Source organism: Maritalea mediterranea, assembly GCF_021568695.1.
Lineage (GTDB): Bacteria > Pseudomonadota > Alphaproteobacteria > Rhizobiales > Devosiaceae > Maritalea > Maritalea mediterranea.
On record NZ_JAKGTI010000001.1, the window covers coordinates 1,371,340 to 1,397,941 of the forward strand.

At 52.7% G+C, this 26,602-nt stretch carries 30 protein-coding genes; 22 read left to right on the forward strand and 8 right to left on the reverse strand.

All coding sequences use genetic code 11. The features are described from left to right. The first annotated feature begins 8 nt into the window (after positions 1–8). From acpS to parC, 6 genes are read left to right on the forward strand one after another with little or no spacing between them, the layout of a single operon-like run. Positions 9–413 (forward strand): holo-ACP synthase, encoded by a 405-nt coding sequence (gene acpS, locus L1I42_RS06625; RefSeq protein ID WP_236113695.1) that lies wholly within the window; start codon positions 9–11, stop codon positions 411–413. A 21-nt stretch (positions 414–434) separates the two neighbouring features. After that, complete coding sequence (lepB, locus tag L1I42_RS06630; protein WP_236113696.1) at positions 435–1,187, forward strand: signal peptidase I; 753 nt, start codon at positions 435–437, stop codon at positions 1,185–1,187. Then, the gene (gene rnc, locus L1I42_RS06635; protein ID WP_236113697.1) at positions 1,184–1,894 is read left to right on the forward strand and encodes a ribonuclease III; all 711 of its coding nucleotides are present in this window, start codon (positions 1,184–1,186) and stop codon (positions 1,892–1,894) included. The genes lepB and rnc overlap by 4 nt, the downstream gene beginning before the upstream one ends. Continuing rightward, complete coding sequence (gene era, locus L1I42_RS06640; protein WP_236113698.1) at positions 1,884–2,789, forward strand: GTPase Era; 906 nt, start codon at positions 1,884–1,886, stop codon at positions 2,787–2,789. Before rnc ends, era begins: the two co-directional genes overlap by 11 nt. Positions 2,790–2,796: 7 nt before the next feature. Continuing rightward, positions 2,797–3,519 (forward strand): DNA repair protein RecO, encoded by a 723-nt coding sequence (gene recO / locus L1I42_RS06645; protein WP_236113699.1) that lies wholly within the window; start codon positions 2,797–2,799, stop codon positions 3,517–3,519. Between the two features lie 38 nt (positions 3,520–3,557). Continuing rightward, the gene (gene parC, locus L1I42_RS06650) at positions 3,558–5,804 is read left to right on the forward strand and encodes a DNA topoisomerase IV subunit A (RefSeq protein ID WP_236113700.1); all 2,247 of its coding nucleotides are present in this window, start codon (positions 3,558–3,560) and stop codon (positions 5,802–5,804) included. A gap of 39 nt (positions 5,805–5,843) precedes the next feature. Here the strand turns inward: parC and L1I42_RS06655 are convergent, their stop codons facing one another. From L1I42_RS06655 to L1I42_RS06670, 4 genes are all read right to left on the reverse strand, one after another. After that, a complete protein-coding gene (locus L1I42_RS06655; protein WP_236113701.1) occupies positions 5,844–6,845 on the reverse strand; it encodes an endonuclease/exonuclease/phosphatase family protein in 1,002 nt (333 codons plus the stop codon). A 25-nt stretch (positions 6,846–6,870) separates the two neighbouring features. Next, positions 6,871–7,611, reverse strand: coding sequence for an arginyltransferase (locus L1I42_RS06660; RefSeq protein ID WP_236113702.1), 741 nt, complete (start codon positions 7,609–7,611; stop codon positions 6,871–6,873). Positions 7,612–7,649: 38 nt separating this feature from the next. After that, the gene (locus tag L1I42_RS06665) at positions 7,650–9,479 is read right to left on the reverse strand and encodes an SLC13 family permease (RefSeq protein ID WP_236113703.1); all 1,830 of its coding nucleotides are present in this window, start codon (positions 9,477–9,479) and stop codon (positions 7,650–7,652) included. Positions 9,480–9,559: 80 nt separating this feature from the next. Beyond that, positions 9,560–10,105 (reverse strand): RDD family protein, encoded by a 546-nt coding sequence (locus tag L1I42_RS06670; RefSeq protein ID WP_236113704.1) that lies wholly within the window; start codon positions 10,103–10,105, stop codon positions 9,560–9,562. Positions 10,106–10,235: 130 nt separating this feature from the next. On the opposite strand from L1I42_RS06670, the gene L1I42_RS06675 reads away from it, so the two are divergent. Beyond that, positions 10,236–10,490, forward strand: a complete 255-nt coding sequence (locus L1I42_RS06675) for a GlsB/YeaQ/YmgE family stress response membrane protein (protein WP_236113705.1) — start codon at positions 10,236–10,238, stop codon at positions 10,488–10,490. Positions 10,491–10,543: 53 nt separating this feature from the next. Here the strand turns inward: L1I42_RS06675 and hemB are convergent, their stop codons facing one another. Continuing rightward, the gene (hemB, locus tag L1I42_RS06680) at positions 10,544–11,560 is read right to left on the reverse strand and encodes a porphobilinogen synthase (protein WP_236113706.1); all 1,017 of its coding nucleotides are present in this window, start codon (positions 11,558–11,560) and stop codon (positions 10,544–10,546) included. A gap of 160 nt (positions 11,561–11,720) precedes the next feature. Here hemB and L1I42_RS06685 point away from each other — a divergent pair, with 160 nt between their 5' ends. The 8 genes from L1I42_RS06685 to L1I42_RS06720 all read left to right on the forward strand — a co-directional run bounded on the left by L1I42_RS06685 (position 11,721) and on the right by L1I42_RS06720 (position 18,320). Then, the gene (locus L1I42_RS06685; RefSeq protein ID WP_236113707.1) at positions 11,721–12,113 is read left to right on the forward strand and encodes a DUF6163 family protein; all 393 of its coding nucleotides are present in this window, start codon (positions 11,721–11,723) and stop codon (positions 12,111–12,113) included. Positions 12,114–12,278: 165 nt separating this feature from the next. Beyond that, entirely contained in the window at positions 12,279–12,791 is a 513-nt protein-coding gene (gene ldtR / locus L1I42_RS06690; protein ID WP_236113708.1) for a transcriptional regulator LdtR, read from the forward strand. Positions 12,792–13,061: 270 nt separating this feature from the next. Then, positions 13,062–14,297 carry a L,D-transpeptidase family protein gene (locus L1I42_RS06695; RefSeq protein ID WP_236113709.1) on the forward strand — a complete coding sequence of 412 codons (1,236 nt, stop codon included), beginning with the start codon at positions 13,062–13,064 and terminating at the stop codon, positions 14,295–14,297. A 56-nt stretch (positions 14,298–14,353) separates the two neighbouring features. Beyond that, entirely contained in the window at positions 14,354–14,569 is a 216-nt protein-coding gene (locus L1I42_RS06700) for a DUF6898 family protein (RefSeq protein WP_236113710.1), read from the forward strand. 97 nt (positions 14,570–14,666) lie between these two features. After that, entirely contained in the window at positions 14,667–15,953 is a 1,287-nt protein-coding gene (gene glyA, locus L1I42_RS06705; RefSeq protein WP_236113711.1) for a serine hydroxymethyltransferase, read from the forward strand. A gap of 9 nt (positions 15,954–15,962) precedes the next feature. After that, positions 15,963–16,439, forward strand: coding sequence for a transcriptional regulator NrdR (nrdR, locus tag L1I42_RS06710; protein WP_236113712.1), 477 nt, complete (start codon positions 15,963–15,965; stop codon positions 16,437–16,439). Between the two features lie 152 nt (positions 16,440–16,591). Next, a complete protein-coding gene (gene nusB, locus L1I42_RS06715) occupies positions 16,592–17,098 on the forward strand; it encodes a transcription antitermination factor NusB (protein WP_236113713.1) in 507 nt (168 codons plus the stop codon). Positions 17,099–17,111: 13 nt separating this feature from the next. After that, positions 17,112–18,320, forward strand: coding sequence for an MFS transporter (locus L1I42_RS06720; RefSeq protein ID WP_236113714.1), 1,209 nt, complete (start codon positions 17,112–17,114; stop codon positions 18,318–18,320). An 80-nt stretch (positions 18,321–18,400) separates the two neighbouring features. Here the strand turns inward: L1I42_RS06720 and L1I42_RS06725 are convergent, their stop codons facing one another. After that, positions 18,401–18,841, reverse strand: coding sequence for an outer membrane protein assembly factor BamE (locus tag L1I42_RS06725; protein WP_236113715.1), 441 nt, complete (start codon positions 18,839–18,841; stop codon positions 18,401–18,403). A 150-nt stretch (positions 18,842–18,991) separates the two neighbouring features. Between L1I42_RS06725 and L1I42_RS06730 the strand changes: the two genes are divergently transcribed. From L1I42_RS06730 to L1I42_RS06760, 7 genes are all read left to right on the forward strand, one after another. Continuing rightward, positions 18,992–19,537 carry a ubiquinol-cytochrome C chaperone family protein gene (locus L1I42_RS06730; protein WP_236113716.1) on the forward strand — a complete coding sequence of 182 codons (546 nt, stop codon included), beginning with the start codon at positions 18,992–18,994 and terminating at the stop codon, positions 19,535–19,537. A 7-nt stretch (positions 19,538–19,544) separates the two neighbouring features. Continuing rightward, positions 19,545–20,087, forward strand: a complete 543-nt coding sequence (locus L1I42_RS06735) for a YceD family protein (RefSeq protein ID WP_236113717.1) — start codon at positions 19,545–19,547, stop codon at positions 20,085–20,087. A gap of 79 nt (positions 20,088–20,166) precedes the next feature. Beyond that, complete coding sequence (plsX, locus tag L1I42_RS06740; protein ID WP_236113718.1) at positions 20,167–21,267, forward strand: phosphate acyltransferase PlsX; 1,101 nt, start codon at positions 20,167–20,169, stop codon at positions 21,265–21,267. Further along, positions 21,264–22,238, forward strand: a complete 975-nt coding sequence (locus tag L1I42_RS06745) for a beta-ketoacyl-ACP synthase III (RefSeq protein ID WP_236113719.1) — start codon at positions 21,264–21,266, stop codon at positions 22,236–22,238. The genes plsX and L1I42_RS06745 overlap by 4 nt, the downstream gene beginning before the upstream one ends. Positions 22,239–22,317: 79 nt before the next feature. Next, entirely contained in the window at positions 22,318–22,626 is a 309-nt protein-coding gene (locus L1I42_RS06750; protein WP_236113720.1) for an integration host factor subunit alpha, read from the forward strand. A gap of 21 nt (positions 22,627–22,647) precedes the next feature. Then, positions 22,648–23,184 (forward strand): MerR family transcriptional regulator, encoded by a 537-nt coding sequence (locus L1I42_RS06755; RefSeq protein ID WP_236113721.1) that lies wholly within the window; start codon positions 22,648–22,650, stop codon positions 23,182–23,184. A 79-nt stretch (positions 23,185–23,263) separates the two neighbouring features. After that, positions 23,264–23,683 carry a GFA family protein gene (locus L1I42_RS06760; RefSeq protein ID WP_236113722.1) on the forward strand — a complete coding sequence of 140 codons (420 nt, stop codon included), beginning with the start codon at positions 23,264–23,266 and terminating at the stop codon, positions 23,681–23,683. Positions 23,684–23,774: 91 nt separating this feature from the next. Here L1I42_RS06760 and L1I42_RS06765 read toward each other — a convergent pair whose 3' ends face one another. Both L1I42_RS06765 and L1I42_RS06770 read right to left on the reverse strand, forming a co-directional pair. Continuing rightward, positions 23,775–24,317 (reverse strand): hypothetical protein, encoded by a 543-nt coding sequence (locus L1I42_RS06765; RefSeq protein WP_236113723.1) that lies wholly within the window; start codon positions 24,315–24,317, stop codon positions 23,775–23,777. 532 nt (positions 24,318–24,849) lie between these two features. Further along, the gene (locus L1I42_RS06770) at positions 24,850–25,119 is read right to left on the reverse strand and encodes a hypothetical protein (RefSeq protein ID WP_236113724.1); all 270 of its coding nucleotides are present in this window, start codon (positions 25,117–25,119) and stop codon (positions 24,850–24,852) included. Positions 25,120–26,602 lie beyond the last annotated feature (1,483 nt).

A 26,602-nucleotide genomic window follows, 5' to 3' on the forward strand; every position in this document is an offset into this window, starting at 1 on the left:
CCAACACTTTGATCATCGGCATTGGCAACGATATCTGCGAAATTGAACGGGTCGAAAAAACCTTAGCGCGTTTTGGCGATCGGTTTGTGCAGCGCTGCTTCACCGAAATTGAGCAAAAAAAGTCTGATCGGCGCGCCCAGCGCGCCGCCAGCTACGCCAAACGCTTCGCCGCCAAGGAAGCTTGCGCAAAGGCGCTGGGCACCGGCATGTCGCGCGCGGTCTATTGGCGGGATATCGGGGTGGTGAACTTACCGTCCGGCAAACCGACGCTCGAATTGACCAACGGGGCGCAAAAAGCACTGGAAAGACTTGTGCCAAAGGGCTACACACCCTATCTGCATTTAACAATCACCGACGATAATGGTATGGCTCAAGCCATTGTTATTATCGAAGCCGAGCCAACACGCGCCTAAACCAAAAGAAAAGCAGTACATATGTCAGTAAAAGCAACGAAATCGGCCAAGAGCGAAGTTTGGGAAACCATAGTTGTCTTGGTCCAGGCGCTCATTATCGCCTTGGTGATCCGCAGCTTTCTGTGGCAGCCCTTTTCGATCCCCACCGCATCATTACAGCCCAACCTGTTGATCGGTGACTATGTTTTGGCGTCAAAATACACTTATGGCTATTCCAGCTATTCCTTCCCGTTCAACGCTATTCCGATCAATGGCCGCATATTTGGCCGTACGCCGGAACGTGGCGAAATTGCCGTTTTTGAACCGGTGCCAAAAGATGATGCCTATATTAAACGGGTGATCGGTCTGCCAGGTGACGAAATTCAGATGAAAAATGGCGTGCTGCACATCAATGGCGAGCCTGTGCAAAAAGAACGTACCGGCACCTCAATCGATACCGATAGCAATGGCATTTCTGTTGAAGTGACGACTTATAGAGAAACCTTGCCCAATGGCGTTAGCTATACGGTGCAGGAAATTTCTGACACCGGCGCATTTGACAATACAGCTATTTATAAGGTGCCAGCTGATCATTATTTCATGATGGGCGACAATCGCGACCGTTCATTGGATTCCCGCTCGCTCTCTTCGGTTGGCTATGTGCCATTCACCAATTTCATTGGTAAAGCGGAGGTGCGTTATTTCTCTATCGAAGATAACCTTAATCCATGGGCCATCTGGAACTGGCCCGGCAATGTGCGCTGGGGCCGCATGTTCGAGTCGATCTATCAATGACCCAATTCACGCCCAAAACTGAAAAGCTGGCAGAGCGGCTCAACTACCAATTCAAAGATCGGGAATTGTTGAGCCGGGCGCTGACACATTCAAGTGCGATTGCACCGTCAAACCGCACCAAGCAGTCCTACCAGCGGCTTGAGTTTTTGGGCGATCGCGTTTTGGGCCTCGTTGTCGCTGAATATCTGCACCTGCACCACAAAAGCGCCAATGAAGGTGAGCTTTCGCGCGCCTTGAACGCCGTGGTGCGCAAGGAAAGCTGCGCCGCTGTCGCTCGGCAGTTGAATGTGCCTGCCGCCCTAGCGCTTGGCCAATCAGAGGCGCGCACAGGTGGCGCGCAAAAAGAAGCCATTCTGGGCGATGTGTGCGAAGCTATTATTGGCGCGATCTATCTGGATGGCGGCTTGGCACCGGCGAAAACCTTTATCGAACGTGAGTTTGCCAGCTTCTTTAAATCGTCAATGAGCGGTCGGGGTGACGCAAAAACCACCCTGCAGGAATGGGCGCAATCGCGTGGGCTTGATCTACCGAAATATGAAGAGGTGTCCCGCGAAGGGCCAGACCATGCGCCAGTATTCACTATTGCGGTGAACCTTGAAAATCACGATATGGCGCAAGCCACCGGCAAATCCAAAAAGATTGCCGAACATGAAGCCGCGACCGCCTTTTTGGTGCGCGAAGGCATTTGGGAACAAGATGACGAATAATACAGAAACAAGATGTGGCTTTGTGGCATTGGTGGGGGCACCGAACGCGGGCAAATCCACATTGCTCAACGCATTGGTTGGCACCAAAGTGTCGATCGTGACCCACAAAGCACAAACCACGCGCACCCAGGTGCGTGGCGTGGTGACGCTGGATCAAAGCCAGATGATCTTTGTGGACACACCAGGTATTTTTAAACCCAAGCGGCGATTGGACCGCGCGATGGTGCATTCTGCCTGGTCCGGCGCAGCCGATGCCGATGTGCTCGCCTTGATCATCGATTGCAAAAAGGGCCTGAATGACCAGATTGAAGAGCTGGTGAATGGTTTGAGTGACTATAAGCAGCCGAAAGTCTTGATCCTCAACAAAATTGATCAGGTGGAGCGCAGCACCTTGCTGGCCTTGTCTCAAAAGCTGAACGATATGCTGACTTTCGATCAGACCTTTATGATCTCTGCCTTGAAGGGCGACGGGGTCAAAGATTTTGTCGATTATTGCGCCGAAGCAATGCCAATCGAGCCATGGCACTTTCCAGAAGACCATCTGACGGATTTGACCTTGGCGCTGACTGCCGCTGAAGTGACCCGCGAAAAGCTGTTCTTGCGCATTCACGAAGAAATCCCTTACGCCGCGACGGTGGAGACGGAGCAGTTCAAAACCCAAAAAGATGGCTCTTATCGCATTCAGCAGGTGATCTATGTGTCCCGCGACGGACACAAGAAGATTGTGTTGGGCAAAAACGGCCAGACCATCAAAAAGATCGGTGAAGAAGCGCGCAAAGAGCTGAGTGAGATTTTTGAAACCAAGGTCCATCTGTTCCTGTTTGTAAAAGTGCGGGAAAAGTGGGCCGATGACCCATCGCGCTATCGCGAGATGGGCCTCGAATTCCCACAATAGGCCTGAAATGGAATGGCAGGCTGAAGGTTTGATCATCGGCACCCGTAAACACGGGGAAAATGCGGTGATCATAGAAACCATGACAGCCGAATTTGGGCGCCACCTCGGGTTGGTGAAGGGGGGGCGTTCCCGCAAATATGCCGCTTTACTGCAACCGGGCAATTCCGTGCAATTGGTGTGGCGCGCGCGACTTGCCGATCACTTAGGCATGTTCACTGTAGAAGCGCTGAAGCTGCGGGCGGCGAATTTGATGGACAGCCGCCAGCGCCTGGCCCTCAGCCAGCTTTTGTGTGAGCATTTGCGCCTGCTGCCCGAACGCGACCCGCATCCGCGCCTATATGTCGAAGCGCTGGCCATGCTGGACAATGATGCCGACGGCGAAACGCTGGCGCGCGCGCTGGCCAAGTTTGAAATGCGGCTGCTGAATGAGCTGGGCTTTGGTATTGATATTTCGGCTTGCGCCATTACTGGCGAGGAGCAGGGGCTGTGCTACGTGTCGCCCCGCACGGGCCGCGCCGTCACCAAGGAAGCTGGCGAGGCATATAAAGACAAGCTGTTTGCCCTGCCGGAAATGCTGGGCGGGAGCCTGGAAATGGAACGCGGCGCGGCGATTGAGGCCGCGTTTCGGCTTACAGGTCACTTTTTGCACCTGCATATTTGGTCCCCACGGCAATTATCCCCACCTTCTATGCGTCAGGGCCTCATCGAAGCCTTGGTAAAGGGGCTATAATCAAAGTGATTCGGAAACACTGAACCAAAGGGATCCCCATGGGAGATCAAACGCCTGTTGATGGCGGCGGCGAGCTGCCAACAATCGATTTGCGCGGCGCACTTGAAGAGCGCTATCTGAGCTACGCCCTGTCGACCATCACCCAGCGAGCCTTGCCCGATGTGCGTGATGGCTTGAAGCCAGTGCACCGACGTATTCTGCACGCCATGCGCTTGCTTAAACTTGACCCGGGTCAGGGCTACAAAAAGTCGGCTCGGGTTGTGGGCGATGTGATCGGTAAATTCCACCCTCATGGCGACCAGGCGGTTTACGATGCGTTGGTGCGCTTGGCGCAGGATTTTGCTGTGCGTTATCCGCTGGCGGACGGGCAAGGCAATTTCGGCAATATTGATGGCGACAGTGCCGCGGCCATGCGGTACACCGAAGCGCGGCTCACCAGCGTTGCGGCCCGGCTTTTGGAAGGCATTACCGAAGACACCGTCGATTTTCGCGATACCTATGATGGGGAAGATGAAGAACCCATTGTGTTGCCGTCCAACTTTCCGAATCTGTTGGCCAACGGCTCGTCTGGCATTGCGGTGGGCATGGCAACCTCCATTCCGCCCCACAATGTGGCCGAACTTTGCGATGCGGCGCTGCATTTGATCAAAACACCCAATGCCCGCACCGAAACATTGGTCAATTATGTCCAGGGCCCAGACTTCCCTACCGGTGGTATTTTGGTCGACGACCGTGAGAGCATCATCCAAGCCTACGAAACAGGCCGTGGTGGGTTCCGCTGTCGTGCCCGGTGGGAAACCGAAGATCAGGGACGTGGTGGCTATCAAATTGTGGTGACCGAAATTCCCTATCAGGTGCAAAAATCTCGCCTGGTGGAAAAGATTGCTGATTTGCTGCTGGCGAAAAAACTGCCGCTGCTGCGCGATGTGCGCGACGAGTCCGACGAGAATATCCGGTTGGTGCTGGAGCCGAAAAGCCGGACGGTTGATCCCGTGTTGCTCATGGAATCTCTGTTTAAGCTCACCGATTTGGAAAGCCGGATTTCGCTGAACATGAATGTGCTGGCCCATGGCACTGTGCCGAAGGTGATGGGGCTGGGCGAAGCGCTGCTTTCGTGGTTGGAACATCGCAAGGAAGTTCTTGTGCGCCGCTCCAACTATCGCTTGGGCCAAATTGAGTATCGCCTGAACGTGCTTGGCGGCTATCTGATCGCCTACCTCAATATTGATGAAGTCATTCACATTATCCGGGAAGAGGATGACGCGAAAGCCGCGCTCATGAAGCGGTTTGAGCTGAATGAGGTGCAGGCCGAAGCCATTCTCAATATGCGTCTGCGCGCGTTGCGCAAGCTGGAAGAGTTTGAAATTCGCAAGGAATTCGACAAGCTGAGCGAAGAAAAGGCAGGGCTGGTCGATTTGTTGGGGTCCACCGAGAAGCAATGGGATGTTGTGGCGGATCAGGTGCGCGACATTAAAAAGGAATACAACAAAGATACAGAAATGGGGCGGCGACGCACCACATTTGAAAATGCGCCCGAAGCTAATCTGGATGATATTCAAACCGCGATGATCGAGCGCGAGCCGATCACGGTCATTTTGTCGGAAAAGGGTTGGATTCGCGCCCTGAAGGGCCATACCACTGATTTGAGCGGCGTCAACTTCAAGGCCGGTGACAAGCTGAAGTTATGGACCCACGCCCAAACGACTGACAAGCTGCTGATGCTGTCCACCAATGGACGGATATACACCATTTTGGGCGATAAACTGCCTGGGGGGCGCGGCCATGGGGAGCCAGTGCGTATTCTGGTGGATATGGAAGAAGGCACCGATATTGTCGATTTGGTGGTTTATAAAGCCGGGGCCAAGCGCTTGATCGCCTCCGATCTGGGCAATGGCTTTGTGGTGCCCGAAGATGGGTTGATCGCCAACACCCGCAAGGGCAAGCAGGTGCTCAATGTGTCAGGCAAGGTGGAAGCTAAAATCTTTACCCCGGTCGAAGGCGATATGGTCGCGGTGATCGGCCAAAACCGGAAATTGCTGGTGTTCCCATTGGAGCAATTGCCGGAAATGGGCCGCGGCAAGGGCGTGAGGCTGCAACGCTACAAGGATGGCGGCGTCTCTGATGTGAAGACCTTCAGCCGCGAAGACGGACTGACCTGGACAGACAGTTCGGGCCGCACCTATCGGCGCGAAGCCGACGAATTGATGGAATGGGCAGGGGAACGCGCCCATGCTGGCCGCCAGCCGCCGCCGGGCTTCCCAAGGAACAACAAATTCAAGGGCTAAAACATCCAAAAAATCCCCGTGCCAAACGCGGGGATTTTCTTATTCAGCTGGCTTTACGATGAAATCTGTGTACAGCGGATAATGATCCGACCCGCCATTAGGGCCTCTTTGTGCTGGCGAGGCGACAATATCCCCCCGACGCATCATTTGATCCAGCTGCAACCAGGCAGGCATCGGTATCGGATAGGTCGGCGGCGCCGGCCAAGTCGGGAGGCCTTTCGCAATCCGAATAAGGTCGGTCCGGGCAATCAGGTTCTTCAAGGCGTAGGAATAGGGGGTAGAATTAAAGTCACCCGCCACCAAAATTGGGCCGTCCGTGTTTTGTATGGCTTGGATCAGCCGCTCCATTTGGGCACGTTGACGGTCCGCCGGGATCGGCCAGTCCAAATGGGTGGTGATCACGCTAAACCCTGGCATATTTTCGGTGTCAGGAAATCGAACCGAGATGATCGATGTGCGCTGATTGGCCGTCAGGCTATCGAGACAATAATTGCCGGGTTGCGGCGCGAAGGGCATTTTGGCATAGAGCGCCACAAAGGACCGCCGCCCGCCCTGGCAATGCAGGGTGTAAGGGAATGTGTCGCTCAAACGCTCTTCCAAGCCTTCGCGATGCCACCGCCAATATTCCTGAAACACCACAATGTCAGGATCTACCTCCAAAACACTTAGCGCCAGCGCATTCAAATCATCATTTTTGGCGAAAATGTTAAACGTCATCAGCCGCAGGCTTTTGTCCTGCTCAATCTGCGGCGCTTCTTGCCGGAGCCCCGCCAAATATTCTGGCAGTACGATCGCAGTGGCGGCAAGAAAGCCGGTCGCGCTGAGCGCGATCACAAAGCCCCGGACCGGTTGACGGCTTAAAAATAGCGGTGCCAGCAGCAAACAAATTATGCATCCAATCAGCCAGATTGGTTGCAAATGATTGAATACATCAAACGGCCAGAGCGCGAAGCCGAGAAAGCCGACAATGGCGGCAATGGCAAAAAAGCCAGCCGTGGCGGCAAAGCCGAATGTGACAAAGCTGACTAGCGCTTTGCGCATAAAACCCTCATCAATATGGGGAAGATCAATCTTCCAACAATGTCCAGCGGTCGGCTTCGGTAAGCACTTCCAATGGCCTATATTCTGCCTTATAGGCCATTTTAGGCGAGTTTTTGACCCAATACCCTAAATAAAGATGCGGAAGGCCAGCATTTTTAGCGCGCGCAATTTGGTCCATGATCATAAAGGCCCCTAAACTGCGTTTGCGGGCGTCTGGATCAAAGAAACTGTAGACCATGGACAACCCGTCCGGCAACACGTCCACCAGGGCAACAGCCAAGAGCGGGTTCAATTCGTTCGGGTCCAACGAGCGCACCCGATATTCGACCACCAGTGTGTGAACCGGTGTATCTTCGATCATATATTCATAATCATAGGCTGACATGTCTGACATGCCGCCGCCCGCATGCCGCGCATTCAGATATTTGCGGAACAAACGATATTGCTCGCGCGTGGCCGCTGGGAAAACATCTTGGGTCACCAAATCCGTGTTTTTGCGCAAGATGCGGCGTTGTCGCGCGTTCGGCTCAAAATCATCAACCACAACCCGCGCGCTTTGGCAGGCAACACAGCCCTCGCAAGCGGGTTTATAAACAATATTTTGGCTGCGTCGAAAACCATGCAGCGACAGCAAATCATGCATTTCGCTGGCGCGACGGCCGCCAAGATGGGTGAAGACCTTTCGCTCCGTACGATTGGGCAAATAGGGGCAGGGACTGTCCGTTGTCAGATAGAACTGAAGTTCAGCGGTGCGATGTTCCGTCATCGTCCGGACCTTGATTTGGTTTTGTGTCGAAATTCAGTCTAAACGCCATAATAAATTGGTGCAACAACACTGAAGACCAGCCAGACAATTATGATCAGAGGAATACCTGCAATCATGAAATGCTTGAACCGGTAGTGTCCTGGCCCCAATACGAGCAGGTTTGTCTGATACCCGATGGGCGTCGCGAATGAAGCGTTTGCGCCTAAAATGACGGCCACAACCATGGGAAGCGGATCGATACCAAACGCTTGCGCGGTTGAGATGGCGATGGGCGTGAACAACACCGCTGTCGCGTTGTTGGACAAAAAGTTGGTCAAAATCGCTACAATGATAAAGATCAAAGACATAACCATCGCCGGGCTGACATTGGCCATCGCCATCGCTGTCCAGCTGGCGATTATGTTGGCACCGCCGGTCGTTTCAAGGGCCGTCGACATGGCAATCGCGGATCCCACCAGCAAGAATATGCGCCGGTCGATGGCGCGAGTGGCTTGGCGCACATTCAAGCACCCGCCCGCCAGCATGGCAAAGGCACCAGCAATTGCCGCGAAAACGACAGGCACAATGCCGGTGGCGATGGCCGCGACAGTACCTGCGAAGATCAATTGAGCGCGTGACGCAAAACGGTGCGGCCGCACCTCGGACGCACTCCATTCGATCACCACGACATCCTGCTGCCCACGTAAATTGTTGATGGCGCTTGATCGTCCGGCGATCAGCAATACGTCACCCGCATCCAGCCTTATGTCTGCAAGGCTTTGTCTGGGCATGCGGCTGCGGCGTTCAACCCCAAGAATAAGGCACCCATGCTGGGAGAGAAAACCGCGCTGGTCGATCCCGTTGTTGATCAAGCGCGATCCCGGTGGAATAAGCGCTTCACACACAACGATACCGTGATCAGTCGGGCCATCCTGATCGTCGGATATCCGCGGGTTTTCAAACGCGCGCCACTCCTTAAGTGCCTCGGTGAGTTGCTCGCGAGTGGCGGCAAGGATCAACACATCGCCTGAACGCAGCGTAATGTCTTCGAAGGGCGGCACATAGCGCTCAAACCCCCGCATAACCGCGCGCACGGTCATCTTTGTAAAGCGGGGGAACATGCCTGCAACGGCCTTTTCGCCGATGAGTGGGTGACCCTCATAAAGCCGGATCTCTGTAATGAATTGCAGGTTACGAGGCTGCACTTCCTGCCCGCGCTCATTGACTCGGCTCGGCAAAATATGGGGCATGATGAAAAGAACATAAATGGTGCCCGCACCGGCCATCATTAAGCCGGGAACCGTGAAGTCAAAGAAATCGATGGTGACCCCGTAACTGATGGCGATGCCTGCCGCCAGCAGATTGGTGGAGGAGCCGATCAGCGTTGTCATGCCGCCCAAAATCGAAATAAAGCTCAGCGGCATCATGATTTTTGGCGTAGCGAGTTTCCGCCGTGCAGCAACAGCCGTCAAAAGGGGAATAAACATCACCACGACGGGGGTGTTGTTGATGACAGCACTCGAAATGCCCGCAATCACCAGGATGATTGGGATAACGCGAGAGGGATGACGCGGCCACAGCCGTTCAAAGGCTTTGGTAATGCCGCCCAGCGCATCGGTTTGAAACAGGGCCTGGCCGATAACCAGCAGGGCCAGAATGGTCAAAAGCGCCGGGTTCGCAAAGCCGGACAAAAGGCTTTCTGTTGTTAACAGCGAGTCGGGTGCCCATAGCCCGATGGTCATCAAAACGACCAATACACCCAGCGCGACAATTTCCAGACTTACAATTTCAGTTGCAAACAGAACAATTGCCGCAATAATTACGGCAATTGTAAGCCACATGGCCATCGGTTGTGAAAGCGTGCCCGCTTGGATAAATGCGTCGATCATAGAGCCGCATTTTGCCGATAAAGCGATGTGTCACCAAGTGTTAATTGCTCTATCCAGCGTTTTTATTCAATTATTCTTGGTTATTGGCGGCGGATATCGACCCAGGGCTCTTCATATTGTTCAAACTCATCGCGCCAGAAGCGCACCATGGGCGATCGCCGCACCATAAGCGTGCCCACAACCAGATCATGTACCAACTGACGTCGCGGCGTGAACAGCCCGGCCAATAAAATGAACGGCGTAAAAAAGGCAATGCTCGCCCAGCCGACGATCGGGTGAAGTATCGCCAACCAACCTTCGAGCGGTGTGGAGCGCGTCGGCGTGAGGACAATGTCCATCATTTGCATGCCCAGCGTGGCGCGTACCGGCGTGCCAAGGGTGAGGGCGTAATACCCAATCCAAACCGCTGGCACCATGATGAAATAGCCAAGCCAAGCAAAACCAAGAGTTAAAACACCCAAAATGCCCAGCAAAACAGAGGCAATAACAATCAAGACGACTACGACGATCAAATCAATGACAAAGGCGAGCACCCGGCGCAGCAAAATACCATCAAAAAGTTCCGGCGCCGAATGCGGGTCCGGTAGATCATCCCGCACAAACCAACCAAACGAATTCTTGCCCATAATAATGCTCTCCAAATCTAACTGATTTTAACATGGCGACAAATGGACGAATTACAAGGGAACCAATTGAATAGCTCGACAGTTTCTTTTGGGACTGCCAAACTGATTCCGGTAACAAGGAGGGAATAAAATGGATATTGGAAGCTTATTGGTTTTGCTAATTGTTGGCGCCGTTGCTGGCTGGCTAGCTGGCCTGATTGTAAAGGGCTTTGGCTTTGGCCTTGTTGGCAACATCGTTGTGGGGATTTTAGGGGCCGTCATTGCCGGCTTCTTGCTGCCGATGGTGGGCATTGCGATTGGCGGCGGCATCATTGCCTCGATCATCAATGCCACAATAGGGGCAGTGATTTTGCTCTTTGTGATCAGTTTGATCAAGAAGGCATAGCGAAGAATTGGAGAGTGGGCCAACTCAAGGCCCACTCCTTTGTTGTTTGAGAGTTACCTGCGTAAACGTCTTGCTACGTCCAGCGCAAAATAGGTCAGGATACCGGTACAGCCCGCACGTTTGAATGCAATCAGGCTTTCCATCATCGCTGCATCCCGGTCCAGCGCGCCAGCGGCAGCGGCAAATTCGATCTGGGCATATTCGCCGGAGACTTGATAAGCAAACACCGGCACGTCGAATTGGTCTTTCACTTCCCGGACGATATCCAGATAGGCGAGGCCCGGCTTAACCATCACCCAATCCGCAGCCTCGAGCAAATCCTGTTCGACCTCCCGCAAGGCTTCCTCACGATTGTAGGGTTCGAGCTGATAGGTCTTTTTATCGCCCTTCAGACGCGCACCGGAGCCAACCGCGTCTCGGAACGGTCCATAGAAAGCCGAAGCGAATTTGGCGGCGTAGGACAAGAGGATGACATTTTCAAACCCGTCAGCGTCCAAAGCCTCGCGCAACGCGCCGATCCGGCCATCCATCATATCCGACGGGGCGATCACGTCCGCGCCGGCGCGCGCCTGATTCAGGGCTTGCTTAATCAGCACAGCAACGCTCTCATCGTTTAAAATGGTGTCGCCATTCATCAGTCCGTCATGGCCATGGCTGGTATAGGGATCGAGGGCCACATCGGCGATCAGCCCTATATCCGGCACGGCTTCTTTAATGGCGCGCAGTGCCTGACACATCAAATTGTCCGGATTATAGCTTTCTCGCCCATCTTCCGTACGCCGATCGTTCTGGGTGCAGGGGAAGAGGGCCAGCGCCGGGATGCCCAGGTCGCGTGCTTCCTTGGCAACAGTGATGGCCAGATCGATGCTCAAACGCTCTACACCGGGCATGGTGGCGATCTTTTCCCGCTGGTTTTCCCCCTCCAGTATAAAGAGCGGCAGGATCAAATCGCGTGCGGTCAAATCGGTCTCGCGCACCATCGCACGGCTCCAGCCTGTTTGGCGGGTGCGGCGCAAACGTTTGCCGGCCAGAAAGTCCAGATCGGCTTTTTCGCGGGTAGGGGGCATCATGGTTGCTCCTTGGTCCATTTATATCGACAAGTGTTATGTCAAAGCATAAATTGCGCCAAGGGGCTATATTCAAGCACAGTCATTTGGGTAAAATTTATGCGGCACCTTGCCACGGCCCCATGGTCAGGCTATGGGCAGGCAAGGCGGAAGGGGAATCCAGATGGCATTTTCAGAAAAACCATTATCGATCTTTGCACGCATTCTCGCCCTGGTGGCCCTAATCCATGGATTGGTGGCGATTTTTTATCATTTTGGGGTCACCCGAGATCTAAATGCGCCGGTTGAGGCGTTAGGAAATATTGCCTTCGCCATTACCATTTTATCTGCATTGTTGCGATTGCTGGCGGCTGTTGGTTTATGGAGTCTAACCGCCTGGGGCGGCGTTTTACTAATTGTTGCCAATGTTGTTGAGTTGGGCGCTGCCATTTGGGTGCCAGAAATCTTGAATTTTTCACCACAGGATTTTGGCCTAAGAGCCCTTGTTTTATTGGCCATTGCAGCGCTTTTGTTTTGGGCGAACTGGACCCATCATAACCGCCGCAACTATTTGTAAGGGTTTCTAATTCGTAACCGTGGGTAAGAAGTTAGAAAGCTAAAAATCCTAATTTTATCAGTAACATATTTTTAAGTCTGTATTTTAAACTGATCTTATTTGCTGGCCGCTAATTTGCTTCACATAGACACGAAAAATCGTGCGACCAATAACAGTGAGGCAAAAATGGGTATCAACACAATGAAAGTACAGGCACCTATGCCTGTCGAAGAAGATGCAGGTTTAAAACCCCGCTACTTGGAGGCGGTGTCACGCGTTGAACGTTTGCACCGTCGCCTGCTAGATCTCGTTAAAGACGAATTTGATCGAATGGGTTGGGACGACATCAATCCGGTGCAAGCGATCATGATGTTCAACATCGGCAACTCAGAACTGACCGCTGGCGAATTGCGCTCTCGCGGATATTATCTAGGCTCTAACGTTTCTTACAATCTGAAAAAGCTGGTCGATACAGGCTACATATTTCAAACGAAATCCAAAACTGACCGCCGCTCTGTGCGCATTCGGCTCACGCCAAAAGGTGAAGAAGTGGCCGAAGTGATTGATGAGCTTTATGATCGCCACTTGAAGTCAATCGCAGAAGTGGGTGGCTTGGATGAAAAGGAATTCGAGGGTTTGAATTCGGCATTGGCGCGATTGGAGCGCTTCTGGGTCGATCAAATTCTTTACAAACTTTAAGCGATTGCGCTGTCCTGATTGGTCGAATGGACTGGCGTCGGCAATGGTCCGGCGCCAGTGGCCAAGAGACGTTTGTGCATCACCAAAGTGCTGCAAAAAAGCAACAGCCACCCGGCCAAATATTTGAGGCGCAGGAATTCTGCCAAATTTCATCTTTTGGCCCCAAAGAAATAGAAACTGTCGTCGAATCGTTTGTTGTGAGCTGCAAGGCAACCTGCTAAGTGTCTCGCCACAATTGGGCTGAATTGTTTCGAAACTGGGGTCGATCGCATGAACCAACCAAACTGGCTGACAAAATGGACCAAACCTGCGCATAATTGGGTTGGCGCTTTGGCGCTGGGTGCGCTCATGCTGGGTCCGATACACGCGTTGGCCGACGAAGTAAGCAACAGCGCATCAGCGCGTGATGCTGTTGAGAGTGCCGAACCGGTCCTGTCCTACGAGACTTCATATAATCTGATTGCCGCCATCAAGCGATATGAGCAAATCGTAGCCAATGGTGGTTGGGAAGAAATGTCCCGAGGTGCTTTTGCCCTGAAAAAAGGCGATGATCGCGGCCATGTGCGGGCCTTGCGCCGACGCCTGATTGCGTCGGGTGATTTGGAAGATTCTGACCGTTTATCGAGTGAGTTCGATGATGAGCTGGACGCCGCCCTGCGCCGATTTCAGGCGCGTCACGGCTTGCATTTAACAGGCGTAATTGATCAGGAAACTTACCTGACGCTCAATGTTCCGGCCGAAACCAAATTGGCGCAACTCAAGCTCAATCTTGAACGGGTCAATCAAGTGGTGGGCGAATTGTCGAACCGCTATATCGTGGTCAATATCCCGGCGGCCAGCATTGAGGCAGTCGAAAATGGTATTGTTGAACGCCGGCACACAGCCATTGTGGGGCGGATTGATCGCCAAACCCCAATTTTGACCTCCAAGGTCCATGAGATCAATTTCAATCCCTATTGGCATGTGCCCAAAAGCATTATCCGCCGTGACATTATTAAATATATGAATCAGGATCCCAATTATCTCACAGATTATCGGATCAAGATTTATGACGCCAATGGAGAAGAGTTGGATCCGCAGTCCATAGACTGGTCAACCGATGAGGCCGTGCAATATTTGTTTCGACAAGAGCCAGGCGCGGAAAACTCTATGGGACATGTGAAAATCAATTTCCACAATCCGCATGCCGTCTATTTGCATGATACGCCGCAAAAGTCGTTGTTTGGGCAAAATCGTCGTTTCCACTCTTCGGGATGCGTGCGTGTGGAGGATGTTGACAAGCTTGTCTCCTGGCTGTTGCGCGAGAACGAAACCGATTGGAGCCTGCCGGCCGTCGATGCAGCCTTCGATTCGGGAGAGCGCATGGATGTGCGTCTAGAGCAACCGGTGCCAATCATTACCACCTATATTACCGCGTGGGCCAATCGTGACGGCGTGGTCAGCTTCCGCAGTGATATTTATGGTTATGATGAAGTCGGCAGAGTAGACTTTGCCAGTGCCGAATAGCATGATGAGAGTCGCAATCCCGTGCTGAGGCGGCATTGCCCAAGGGGAATAGCGACATGAAAGACCGGGACATGGCCCCAAATTTAGGGGAAGTGTTGTTTGAATTTGTGCAGATGGGCGGCCAGATGCGCGTGGCTGCCGTGCATGCCAAGACCGGCACCGAAGTCACCATCATCGCGCCGCTTTCCGCCAGTGAGTTTCAGATGAAAAATCTCGCAGTCGCAAAATTGCGCCGCGCCCTTGTAAGAAATGCCCAGGGAAACGCGAATTAGCCAAAAGGCGGCTTGGATAAAAACAGGGCCTGTGCTAAGCGATCTCCACCGAAACGAGGGCTCCGCCCTCTATCTCATCTATTCTGGGGATCTTTTTATGACTGAGATTTTTCCAAATTTCTTCTCCCATTCGCTGGCGCAATCAGACAATGAAATTGCGCAGGCTGTGGCCGCTGAACTGAACCGTCAGCAAACCGAAATTGAACTAATTGCCTCTGAAAACATCGTTTCAAAAGCGGTGATGGAAGCACAAGGCACTGTTTTGACGAATAAATATGCTGAGGGTTATCCCGGCAAACGCTATTATGGCGGGTGTCAGCATGTTGACGTGGTTGAAAATCTTGCAATCGATCGCGCCAAGCAGCTTTTCGGCTGTGACTATGTAAATGTGCAGCCCAATTCTGGCTCGCAGGCCAACCAGGGCGTGTTTCAAGCCCTGATCAAGCCGGGCGACACCATTTTGGGCATGAGCCTGGACGCTGGCGGGCACTTGACCCACGGTGCACGGCCCAACCAATCTGGCAAATGGTTCAACGCGGTGCATTATGGCGTGCGCAAGGAAGATGGCCTGCTGGATATGGATCAGGTGCGCGATTTGGCCAAAGAGCATCAGCCTAAACTGATCATTGCCGGTTTCTCTGCCTATTCCCGCGTTTTGGACTTTAAAGCCTTCCGCGAAATTGCTGATGAAGTTGGGGCCTATTTCTTGGTCGATATGGCGCACGTGGCAGGTCTTGTGGCCGGTGGCCAATATCCAAGCCCGTTTCCACATGCCCACGTGGCGACCACCACGACCCACAAAACATTGCGCGGCCCACGCGGCGGTATGATCATGACCAATGATGCCGATATTGCGAAAAAACTGAACTCTGCCATCTTCCCCGGCATTCAGGGTGGTCCCTTGATGCATGTGATTGCGGGCAAGGCAGTTGCCTTTGGCGAAGCGCTAACAGATGACTTTAAGAACTACACGAAACAAGTTGTTTTGAATGCGAAAAGCCTTGCTGACGCATTGATGAAAGGCGGCTTGGATATCGTGTCTGGCGGCACCGACAACCACTTGATGCTGGTGGATTTGCGCCCGAAAAGCGTGACCGGTAAGGCGACCGAGGCGGCGCTGGAGCGGGCTCACATCACCTGCAACAAAAACGCAATCCCGTTCGACCCGGAAAAACCGTTCGTCACCTCCGGTATTCGCGTTGGCACACCTGCTGCAACCTCTCGCGGCTTCGACGAATCGGACTTTGCCAAAGTTGGCGAGTTGATTGTTGAAGTGGTGGATGGCCTGAGCCAGAATGGTGAAGAAGGCAACGCCGAGGTGGAAGCCAACGTGCGCGCTGAAGTGAAAAAACTCACTGACGCGCACCCGATCTACCCAGCCTAAGGACGATCAATGCGCTGTCCCTATTGCGGAAATCAAGACACTCAAGTTAAGGATTCCCGGCCGACAGAAGACTATAACTCCATCCGCCGCCGCCGGGTTTGCACCGGCTGTGGCGGACGGTTCACCACGTTTGAACGTGTGCAGTTGCGCGACATTGTGGTGGCGAAAAAGTCTGGTCGCAAAGTGCCTTTCGACCGCGAGAAGCTGGCCCGTTCGATCAACACTGCTTTGCGCAAGCGTGAGGTGGAGCCTGAGCGGGTGGAGCGTTTGATTTCTGGTGTGGTGCGGCGGCTGGAAAGCCAAGGCGAAAACGAAGTCACCTCGGAAGAGATTGGCTTGCTTGTCATGGATGGGCTGAAAGAGCTGGACGATGTGGCATTTGTCCGCTTCGCGTCAGTATACAAGAATTTTTCTGGCGCCGACGATTTTGAATCCTTTCTCTCCACCATGAACGCCACCGAAGAAACGCCGTCAGGCGATAAATAGTCGCGAAACGGCCACATCTGCTGAGTTAGCGGTGGCATTCGCTGCCCGATTAAACTTTTTTATCGCATTGTGCGCTAGGGTCTGGTATGCGCTGGCGTTGAGCTGGCACAATCAGATGTGCCGATGGCCGATCCCCGATAGCGGAAAAATTGATGAGCAATTCAAAATCATCCCCCGATAAAAACGCGAATAACGCCCCGAAAAAAGCAAACCAGCGCGGCGCTGCCCGGTTAGCTGCGGTGCAGGCACTTTACCAAATGGATATTGGCCGGACATCGCTGGAACATACATTGACTCAGTTTATGAGCTTTTATATGGGCCAGGAAATTGAGGGGGACGAATATCTGCCCGCCGACAAGAGCTATTTTAAGCTTGTCGTGGAAGGGGTATCCAAACACCAGCTCAAAATCGACCCGATGATTGATGCGTCGTTGCTCGAGGGCTGGCCGGTTACGCGGATCGACAGCACCTTGCGCGCCATTTTGCGCGGCGCGACGTTTGAACTTCTTCACAAACGCGATATTCCGGCTAAAGTGATTATCACCGAATATGTGGATATTGCCCGCGCCTTTTTTGAAAGCGACGAACCCAAAGTCGTCAATGGGGTGCTGAACAATATTGCCCACCAAACACGTCAGGACGAGTTCACGTCCAAATAAGCTGGAGAAAATTATGAGCGTCGATGCGGATTTAAGGGCCCATGTGGGGCGCAATATAGGCCTTTTATCCCTGACGCAGGCCATTGTGGGCTCCAACCAGGCCATCATTATGGCTGTGGGCGCGTTGACAGCAGCGACATTGGCCCCAGACAAATCGATGGCGACATTGCCTACAACATTTATGATTGTCGGTCTGGCCTTGATGGCAGCGCCAGCCACCAAAACAATCTATGCGCTGGGGCGTCGCAAGGGGTTTATGCTTGGCGCATCCATCGGCATTCTGGCAGGCTTGGTTGCCGCTCTAGCGGTTTATCTAAGCTCGTTTTGGCTTTTTGCGATTGCTCTGTCCATTGTCGGCGCCTCCGCCGCATTCGGGCAACAAATCCGATTTGCGATCGCCGACAGTGTGCCTGAAGAGATGCAGGCCAAGGCGATCTCACTGGTCTTGCTGGGCGGTGTCGCCGCCGGTTTTTTGGGGCCGCGCCTGTCTTACATCACCAAAGACTGGATTGGTGGCGTGGAGTTTACCGGCTCTTTTCTCATTATCGCGGTACTCTCCGCGATCGGTGTTTTGATTCTAAGCCAAACCAAATTGGCACCTGTACGCCAGAAGCAAGAAGGTGATGCGGCGGGGCGCACCACGGGCCAATTGATCCGGGTGCCCGAGATTTTTATTCCCCTGGCCACGGGCATGGCCTCCTATGCGTTGATGACCTTTGTTATGGTCGCCGCACCACTGGCCATGGTGCATGTGTGCGGCCATTCGCCTGAAGCCGCCACCACCACCATCCAATGGCATATCATAGCCATGTTTCTGCCTAGCCTGGTGACAGGTCACATTATTTCCCGCTTGGGCACCCACGCGGTTGTGGGCATCGGCATGTTGTTGATTCTGGGCAGCGCACTCATCAATTTGAACGGCACCAGCACATTGCATTTTGATTTGGCACTGATTTTTCTGGGTGTCGGCTGGAACTTCGGTTTCATTGGCTCCACCACCATGATGGCCAAAGCCTATCGGCCAGAAGAAGCGTCCACCGCGCAAGCCCTGAACGAACCAATGGTGTTTGGCACCATGGCCGTGGCCTCAATCAGCTCGGGCTATTTGCTGGACAATCTGGGTTGGGAAGCCATCAATGTGATGGTGCTGCCGATTGCAACGGCCGCCCTCGCATTGCTGGCGTGGGGCGATTATCGCGCACGGCAGGCGAGGCGCGCTTAAGTCTTATCAACCATGTTTTGAAAAACAAAGGGGCGCTAAGGCGCCCCTAATAGATTCAACTTTTGGTTTTACTACGCAAATCAGAAGGATAGGGAGCCCAGCAATTGCTGCAGGAAGGAGCGATCCTGACCAAAGCCCGGTGTACGTCGCGACACAATGTCCACCACTTTTCCGTCTTCCAGGCCATAAACCGCTTTATCGGTTACGCGATCATTTTTATCAAAATAGACTGCCAAAACGGTGCGCGATTTTACCGAGGTGAGGCCAAAGGCGGTCTGCTCAACCTTGGTTTCCACATAATAATAGGCTTGCTCATCGCCAAATGTGTTGGTGGTTTGGGGTGACCCCAGCACAAACTCCACCAGCTCTTTGGACACGCCAGGACGAACCTGTTCAAGACTGCCCTCGGGGATATCATAGCCTTGGGTGCGTTGCTGCGTGAGGCAACCGGAAAGACCGACTGCGACAAAAACAACAAATATTAGGGAAAGAAAACGATTTGCAGAACGCAGGACCATCATATAATTGGCTTTCTGTGACAATCTCGATTAACTAGTCTAAACACGAATTGAGCGCGTAACACTGTTTAGCTGGCTAAGCCCCAACTTGGCAAGCCAACAAACGAAACGACACTCAACAACAGCCTTGCGGCATCAAACGACGAAAAGAAGATGATTTTCAACCCATTTCGCAAAAACCCACATGCCGATGCTGCCTATGCGGTCTATAACGCTATTGTGGCGCAATCTCGGCATCCCGACTTTTATTTGCACTATGGCATCAACGACAATGTGACCGGACGCTTCGATATGATTGCCTTGCACCTCTCATTGGTGTTTCATCGATTGCATGAGGAAGACGAGAAAACCAAGGCTTTTGCCCAAACATTGTTTGATTTGTTTTTCAAGGATATGGACCGATCGCTGCGCGAAATGGGGGTAGGCGACCTGACTGTGCCCAAGAAAGTCAAAAAAATGTCGGAATTGTTCTATGGGCTTCTCGGGTCGATCAAAGATCATTTTGACCCCAGGGATGTGGACGGCTTGACCGAAGCTCTTTCGCGGAATCTATTTGATCCTGAAGATCCGGAAAATGCCAAGATTTTGGCGTACTATTGCTTTGGGCAGCTGGATCATTTAGACCCGCAAGGTCAAATTGATAAAGGAACGCTCAATCTATTGCCGCCTCAAGAGGCGATCAAAGCTGGCGGCGGATAAGGTTTTTATGGCGGGGCAAGATATACACAAACTGCTTGATCTAGAGGTGCGCCTTTCAGAGGTGCCAAAAGACGGGCGATCATATGAGTTCGATGCCGATCAAGACGCAAAAGAGGCACTTGTGGCAGAGACCAAGCTTGAAGATGTGAAGTCGTTTTCAGGCAAAATCACCATGCGCCCCTTTCGAGGTGGCTATCAGGCCAAAGGCGAGGGGCAGGCAGTGGTCGAACAGGCTTGCGTGGTGACGCTGGAGCCGGTGGAAGAAGAAGTGGCGCTGGCGTTTGAGCGCATTTATATGCCGGGCAAGGCGCCAGAACCCGACGTGGCGCCAAATGCTGAGGTCTTTGTCAACCTAGACAGCGAACCGGACCAGGATTGGTATGAGGGCGATGCGATTGATCTGGCGCCCATGGTGGTGGAAACACTGATGTTATCGCTCAATCCCTATCCACGGAAACCCGACGCTGAATTTGCTGATCTTACCGAGGATGAGCGCGATGAAAGCGAGTCGCCTTTTGCAGCGCTTGCAGCGTTGAAAGACAAGAAATAAGTTGGTTTTTGCCGAAATCTACTTGTGTCATGGCCTGTCTTGGCTAAGCTGCGCCATAACGGAGTGCAAATAAGAAATAATGTCAGAGTCAATCACCATTTCCGTTGATGCCATGGGTGGCGACAATGGACCCGAAATCGTGGTGCAGGGCGCAGCCCTTGCACTGATCGAGCGTCCGAAAACCAAGTTTATCTTCCATGGTCGCGAAGATGAGCTCAAACCGCTTGTCGCAAAATATGAAAATCTTCAGGCCGTTTCTGAGATTCGCCATAGCAATAATGTGATATCCATGGACGACAAGCCGTCCCAGGCCTTGCGCAAGGGACGTGGCGACTCGTCTATGTGGAACGCCCTGCAATCTGTAAAAGATGGCGAGGCCGACGCTGCCATTTCGGGCGGCAATACCGGCGCGTTGATGGCCATGGCCACATTCTGCCTCCGCCCGATGGAGGGTATTTCCCGGCCTGCATTGGCCGCGCTATGGCCCACCTTGCGCTCAGAAAGCGTGGTGTTGGATGTTGGCGCCACAGTGGGCGCTGACGAAGAACAGCTGATCGATTTCTCCATTCTGGGCGCCGCTATGGCGCGCGCGCTGTTTGATGTGGATTTGCCCAGCATCGGCTTGCTCAATGTTGGGGTAGAGGAGGTCAAAGGCCTCGAAGCGGTGAAGGATGCCTCCAAACAATTGCAGGCGCACTCGGGGCGTGGCTTTAAATATCATGGCTTTGTTGAAGGCGATGATTTGGGCAAGGGCACAGTGGACGTGGTTGTCACCGAAGGCTTTACCGGCAATATCGCCCTCAAAACTGCTGAAGGCACCGCGCGTCAAGTTGCCAGCTATCTGCGCACAGCGCTCAGCCAGAGCTGGCTGTCTAAACTGGGCGCTCTGTTGGCCTCTGGCGCCATGCGCACGCTGCGCTCAAAGATGGACCCGCGGACGGCCAATGGCGCCGTTTTTCTTGGGGTGAATGGCATTGTGATCAAAAGCCACGGTGGTACCGATGAGATCGGCTTCAAAAGTGCTTTGGGGCTGACCTACGAAATGGCGCACAACAAACTAATCAAGAAAATCGGCGAAGGGCTGCAGGAATATGCCGCCCATGACGAGGCCGACAAGGCGCAACTTGCCGCCGAGCAAAGCGAAAAAGATAAGAGCAACGAAGAGGTAGGTTCGGCGTGACCAATTTGAAAACCATTGTGCGTGGCGTGGGCCATTATTTGCCGGAGCAAATTGTCACCAATGATGATTTGGCACAGCGTGTCGACACGTCGGATGAGTGGATTACCCAGCGGACCGGCATCAAACAGCGTCATGTGGCAGCGGAGAATGAATATACATCCGATTTGGCCACGAAAGCTGCACTGAGAGCGATTGAGGCGGCCGGTCTTACCCCGAATGATATCGACTTGATCGTGCTGGCCACGACCACGCCGGACCGCACCTTTCCTGCCGCGGCCACAACGGTTCAACGCAATCTTGGTATCCATCATGGCGCCGCGTTCGACATTCAAGCCGTATGTTCGGGATTTGTGTTTGCAGTGGCCACAGCCGACAGCCATTTGAAAAACGGCTTGGGCAAACGGGCGCTGGTGATTGGCGCAGAAACCTTCTCACGCCTGTTGGACTGGGAAGACCGCACCACCTGCGTATTGTTTGGCGATGGTGCAGGCGCCATGGTGCTTGAGGCGGTACCCGCGGACCAGGAAGATGATCGTGGCGTCTTGTCGTCCTCCCTGCGCTCTGATGGCGATCATTGGGAAAAGCTTTATGTGGATGGCGGCCCGTCCACCACCGGGACGGTGGGTTTTGTCCGCATGCAGGGGCGCGAAGTGTTTCGCCACGCCGTGGGCATGATCTCTGATGTGGTGGAAGAGGCGTTTGAAAAGGCCGACAAAACCGTGGAAGAGCTGGATTGGTTCGTTCCACACCAGGCCAATCGCCGGATTATCGACGGCGCGGGCAAAAAATTGCGCATACCGAGTGAAAAAGTTGTGGTGACTGTGGATAAGCATGCGAATACCTCCGCCGCATCGGTGCCCATGGCGCTCAGCGTTGCTGTGGAAGATGGGCGGATCAAAAAGGGCGATTTGGTGATGATTGAGGCCATGGGCGGCGGATTCACCTGGGCAGCGTCGCTCATTCGATGGTAATTGAGTAAAAGTCACACATTGACCGATACATTTGCGAGTTCTATGCTCATCAAATTATTGATCTTTTTGCGGGGGACACATGAGCGGTAAAACATTAACGCGTGCTGATCTCAGCGAAGCCGTGTATCAACAAGTTGGCCTTTCACGGGCCGAATCGGCGGAGCTGGTGGAGCGGGTATTGGAACTGATGAGCGACGCTCTTGTTGAAGGTGAGAGCGTAAAATTGTCATCATTTGGCTCTTTTTTGGTCCGATCAAAAAATGAGCGTGTGGGTCGAAACCCCAAAACAGGCGAAGAGGTGCCCATTCTGCCCCGACGCGTATTGGTGTTCAAACCCAGCAATGTATTGAAAAACAAGATCAACAAGTCTTTGCTCTCAAGCAAATAATAACACCTAGCGAGGGATCTGTTGCAAAAGTCGCCAGACGCTTTTCGAACCATTTCTGAAGCTGCTGACGAGCTTGATCTCCCGCAGCATGTTTTACGTTTTTGGGAAACGCGCTTTAAACAGATAAAGCCGCTTAAGCGCGGTGGTGGGCGAAGATATTATCGCCCGGATGATGTGCAGCTTTTGCGCGGAATCCGCTATTTGCTCTATGATGAGGGCTTCACCATCAAGGGCGTCCAAAAAATTCTGAAAGAACATGGGGCGCGGCACGTGATCGCCATTGGCGAGACTGGCGCGATTGAACCTGTGGCCCCGGTTGGAGCCCTGAGCAATGGGAATGGGCACGAAGATACCCCAGAAGGCGGTGAAAACAGAGCCGAAGCCAGCGACGGTACGCCAAATGTGCCCAGCGAAATCACCGTCAACGAGGCCATCGAAATCGCGAAGAAGGCAGGTGTTACAGACACCTATTCGCGTGCGCGCTTGAATGAAGCGCTGACCGAATTGCTCGAGTGCAAGCGGATTTTGGAAGAAGCGGTGAATTCCAAGTCGGACTGACAAATAACAAAGATATTGGACGTACAGGCCCATCTGGATTCCGCCAGCTGGGCCTTTGTTTTGGGAGGGTCATATCACAATGAAAAGACGTGGCGGTTGTTTTTGCGGAGCGGTTCAATATGAACTCAATGGCGCGATATTTGGGGCACGGTCGTGCCACTGCTCGCGTTGTCGAAAAGCATTTAGTGCCCAAGCCAACTCCTATGCTGTGATCACACCCGGTAGTCTCATATGGGTGAGCGGCAAAGAACATCTCAAGCAATACCCAACAGGCAATGAAGGCAGGCTCCTCTGTTCGACGTGTGGTTCAAGCCTATGTGGTGTTGTAAACGGCGAGATTCATGGCATCACGCTCGGTTGCTTAGATGATGACCAGGATATTGAAATCAAAGCCCATATCTTTGTGGGGTCTAAGGCATCCTGGGAAGTCATGCCCGAGAATGTACCGCAATATGACCAGTTTCCAGATAACATCGATATATTGACCAAGCCAGAATGATGAAACAGCCGCGCACATTAAGCGCGACATCACCGAAAACTGGTTACGGCGCGAGGATACAACTCGCGCCTTTATCGCGCAAAAAGTCGCGCTATCTGCGATATTCTACACCATGCATAGCCGCGAGCCGCGCCAGAATCTGATCGAGTTTTATGAACTCTTCAGGCGTGACAAAGGGCAGGCCGATATAGTGCAGCTGCTTGCCCTTAGCTCTCAAAGAAAGGCCCATGCGAAGCGGGCCAAACGCCAGGCCGCGACTGGGGTGGGTGAGGCGAATCTCATCTATTTCATGCCAGCTGGTGGCGGCGTTCATATATTCACCCGTGCCGCCAATGCCATCCACATTGGCATGAAACGGGAAGGTAATGTTCTCATTGTTGAACTGGCGAAACCAGAAGAAACTGAACAGACCGAAAACCACCACAAAGCCGGGCGCGGCAATTAGAAACTGACCAAGGCGTTGAAATTCGGCCAGTCCGGCCTGCAAAATCACGGCAACAAAGAAGAGCGAGAGATAGATAAACCAGTCCCAGCGGAACTGATATTCGCGCCAGGGGATATTAATCTCACATGCGGCGTCATCAAAAATAGGCTGTTTGGCATTAACGGTCTTTAACCGGGCGAGCAGCGACAATACAGGGCTCAAAAGTTCAACAAACGGCTTTAAAAATGGTCGGAGCGGCAGGATTTGAACCTACGACCCTCTGTCCCCCAGGTCTATCCCGAGAGAGGCTAAGTACAATTAAATAAAGGGAAAATCATGTTTTTCGAGGTTTGATATGCGCGCCGTGGTAGCAAACCAGCAGCGCGCATAATTTTTTTCGATTACATATCTCGGCGGAGGTAGTTCAAATAATCCAGCCCGGCCTCGACGTCGAATGTCGCATGGACCACAGCGTTTTCGCTATCTGTCTGGCGTCCGTCATCTCGCATAATTGACGTTGAGTTTTGCGCTAACTTTTTGAAAAGATGGGCCGCATTAGCGGTTCAAAAGCCCGCTTCACTCGAGTGCCGTAAAGGCTCCTCTAAAGCCAGTCTGAGTACTTTTTAGCTTGAGAATTGGCCAATCAACAAAAACGTCTTCCTGCGGGCTCTAATCGAAAGTACTCCACCGCAATACTAGGAGCGCTCCTTGAGCGCCCGCTCATTTCCAAGATTTTTAGTTATCAGGGTTTCTGAACTACTTCGTAGTCCCAACTGTAGTGGCTATAGAGGTATTCACCGCCACCTTCGCGATCTGTTAATTTTGCTTTGATTTTGAAACGTGTGCCGACCGGATAGTTCTTGGAAAGTGACTTAGAGCATTCGACATGCAGCGACTGCGGGTAACGTCCGCCTTCTACAGGTCGAATATGAACTTTGCCATGAAGGCCTGTCGTATCTGCAGGGCAATAGCTTTCAACTTCAATGATTTCATACGTGTTTTTCTGTGCCATTTACATCCTCCAACAACAATTGAATTCGATTAATGCACCCTCGTTTGCAGGTCAAACAGTACTGTTGCGGTGCTTCTTGCGCGGTGCGGCATCATCGCCAAAGAGTATACGACCAATTATTTGTCACCTCCTTCAGCATCAATCGTCACTCGTCCTGTATAGGTCCAGGCGCAGGGAAAACGACGGCGGATAGTTAGCTTTCTTCTCGAAATTATCACGCCATTTGTTTTAGCACCTCGGACGCGCGGGGTATATTGATGCGAGATGATGCGGCCATTCGTCAAGAGCTTGGAAAATCTGGTTCTAGCATTCTCCTATCAGGTCTACCAAAGTTACGGCCGCTTTCCCTTCGCTTTCGCTGGCACAATCTTTGCGGCGGGCAAATTCATCGCACTTGTCGTAGCCCTTGGCCGAAGCCGCCAAGTGCATTTGCCACGTTCTGCCAAACCTTCATCGTGAATCGTGGCGCTATGCCAGTGCCCCGCCGCGATCACTTCTGTCTCTTCGCCCACCATGGTTTCCTTAGTTAGAGCGGGAAGATCGTTCCATTAATCTTGGCGCTTGAAGCCCGGTCCTAAGAAATCTTTTAAGGGCGATGAGATAGCGTTTTTGTATATCCGTAAGCGGACGCGATTTCTTCAATAAGCTCAAGATCATGGGGTTTCTGGGTCTCAGGCATCGTTGGTCCGGGGCTCCATCATTTTTTATACCGAAGCGTTTCCAGACCCCTTGCGAATTTCTCCGTAGGGGAGGTGGCTTTACGACTTTGATTTCGGCTCGGGGGGTGGGGGTGGGGTACCCCCCGGGTCATTGAAAAGCTGATCTGGTGAAAATTCGTTATCGAACTGGCCAGGCGCGGCCGAAAAACCTAGCGATTGGTCGCGGCTATCTGTTTCATTGACAGAGGTTCAGGCGATATTTTGTCCTTTTGAATCTGATACTTATGCGATCACTTATTTGAGAGAGATTCTATTTGGTAGCGCGTCTGCTTCTAATCCATGGTCGTGACATACTTTTTTAGGTGAATTTGGGATCTTGTTTCTAAACAACGCATGACAGAGTGTGCACCAGCAAGAAAAATACCAACCCGCTCGGTTGCGACGGTCTAAATTCAACAGGCATGTAACGATGAGAATAGATAAACGTTCAAAATTGCATACTTGGAAAAAGAAATGAGATAAGCGCCGTGCCAAAAGCCCCTAAACCTGATTACGGCGCCGCGTAGTGGCGCATCTATGCAAATCAGCAAGTGACGCCCCTGCGTCTGCTGGAAAAGCTCGGCGGACCGATAAATCGTTTTGTAGAGAACGCTAATGTGGTGGTGTGGGGGAGTAAAAATTGATCTTTGAGACTGGATTAAAAACGCTTCATTTTTTCTTATGGTCATATGATCAAGCCAGTTAAACGTCGGTTTGAAGAACTATGTAATGCAAAGAGTTAAGCAGTCCAGAAGCCTCGCTACTTATAGAGGTCTTGGGAATAT

Excerpts from the sequence above, each read along its gene's own strand:
- lepB (WP_236113696.1), top strand. The coding sequence starts at position 435 with ATGTCAGTAAAAGCAACGAAATCGGCCAAGAGCGAAGTTTGGGAAACC.
- rnc (WP_236113697.1), top strand. The coding sequence starts at position 1,184 with ATGACCCAATTCACGCCCAAAACTGAAAAGCTGGCAGAGCGGCTCAAC.
- era (WP_236113698.1), top strand. The coding sequence starts at position 1,884 with ATGACGAATAATACAGAAACAAGATGTGGCTTTGTGGCATTGGTGGGG.
- recO (WP_236113699.1), top strand. The coding sequence starts at position 2,797 with ATGGAATGGCAGGCTGAAGGTTTGATCATCGGCACCCGTAAACACGGG.
- parC (WP_236113700.1), top strand. The coding sequence starts at position 3,558 with ATGGGAGATCAAACGCCTGTTGATGGCGGCGGCGAGCTGCCAACAATC.
- L1I42_RS06655 (WP_236113701.1), bottom strand. The coding sequence starts at position 6,845 with ATGCGCAAAGCGCTAGTCAGCTTTGTCACATTCGGCTTTGCCGCCACG.
- L1I42_RS06660 (WP_236113702.1), bottom strand. The coding sequence starts at position 7,611 with ATGACGGAACATCGCACCGCTGAACTTCAGTTCTATCTGACAACGGAC.
- L1I42_RS06665 (WP_236113703.1), bottom strand. The coding sequence starts at position 9,479 with ATGATCGACGCATTTATCCAAGCGGGCACGCTTTCACAACCGATGGCC.
- L1I42_RS06670 (WP_236113704.1), bottom strand. The coding sequence starts at position 10,105 with ATGGGCAAGAATTCGTTTGGTTGGTTTGTGCGGGATGATCTACCGGAC.
- L1I42_RS06675 (WP_236113705.1), top strand. The coding sequence starts at position 10,236 with ATGGATATTGGAAGCTTATTGGTTTTGCTAATTGTTGGCGCCGTTGCT.
- hemB (WP_236113706.1), bottom strand. The coding sequence starts at position 11,560 with ATGATGCCCCCTACCCGCGAAAAAGCCGATCTGGACTTTCTGGCCGGC.
- L1I42_RS06685 (WP_236113707.1), top strand. The coding sequence starts at position 11,721 with ATGGCATTTTCAGAAAAACCATTATCGATCTTTGCACGCATTCTCGCC.
- ldtR (WP_236113708.1), top strand. The coding sequence starts at position 12,279 with ATGGGTATCAACACAATGAAAGTACAGGCACCTATGCCTGTCGAAGAA.
- L1I42_RS06695 (WP_236113709.1), top strand. The coding sequence starts at position 13,062 with ATGAACCAACCAAACTGGCTGACAAAATGGACCAAACCTGCGCATAAT.
- L1I42_RS06700 (WP_236113710.1), top strand. The coding sequence starts at position 14,354 with ATGAAAGACCGGGACATGGCCCCAAATTTAGGGGAAGTGTTGTTTGAA.
- glyA (WP_236113711.1), top strand. The coding sequence starts at position 14,667 with ATGACTGAGATTTTTCCAAATTTCTTCTCCCATTCGCTGGCGCAATCA.
- nrdR (WP_236113712.1), top strand. The coding sequence starts at position 15,963 with ATGCGCTGTCCCTATTGCGGAAATCAAGACACTCAAGTTAAGGATTCC.
- nusB (WP_236113713.1), top strand. The coding sequence starts at position 16,592 with ATGAGCAATTCAAAATCATCCCCCGATAAAAACGCGAATAACGCCCCG.
- L1I42_RS06720 (WP_236113714.1), top strand. The coding sequence starts at position 17,112 with ATGAGCGTCGATGCGGATTTAAGGGCCCATGTGGGGCGCAATATAGGC.
- L1I42_RS06725 (WP_236113715.1), bottom strand. The coding sequence starts at position 18,841 with ATGATGGTCCTGCGTTCTGCAAATCGTTTTCTTTCCCTAATATTTGTT.
- L1I42_RS06730 (WP_236113716.1), top strand. The coding sequence starts at position 18,992 with ATGATTTTCAACCCATTTCGCAAAAACCCACATGCCGATGCTGCCTAT.
- L1I42_RS06735 (WP_236113717.1), top strand. The coding sequence starts at position 19,545 with ATGGCGGGGCAAGATATACACAAACTGCTTGATCTAGAGGTGCGCCTT.
- plsX (WP_236113718.1), top strand. The coding sequence starts at position 20,167 with ATGTCAGAGTCAATCACCATTTCCGTTGATGCCATGGGTGGCGACAAT.
- L1I42_RS06750 (WP_236113720.1), top strand. The coding sequence starts at position 22,318 with ATGAGCGGTAAAACATTAACGCGTGCTGATCTCAGCGAAGCCGTGTAT.
- L1I42_RS06760 (WP_236113722.1), top strand. The coding sequence starts at position 23,264 with ATGAAAAGACGTGGCGGTTGTTTTTGCGGAGCGGTTCAATATGAACTC.
- L1I42_RS06770 (WP_236113724.1), bottom strand. The coding sequence starts at position 25,119 with ATGGCACAGAAAAACACGTATGAAATCATTGAAGTTGAAAGCTATTGC.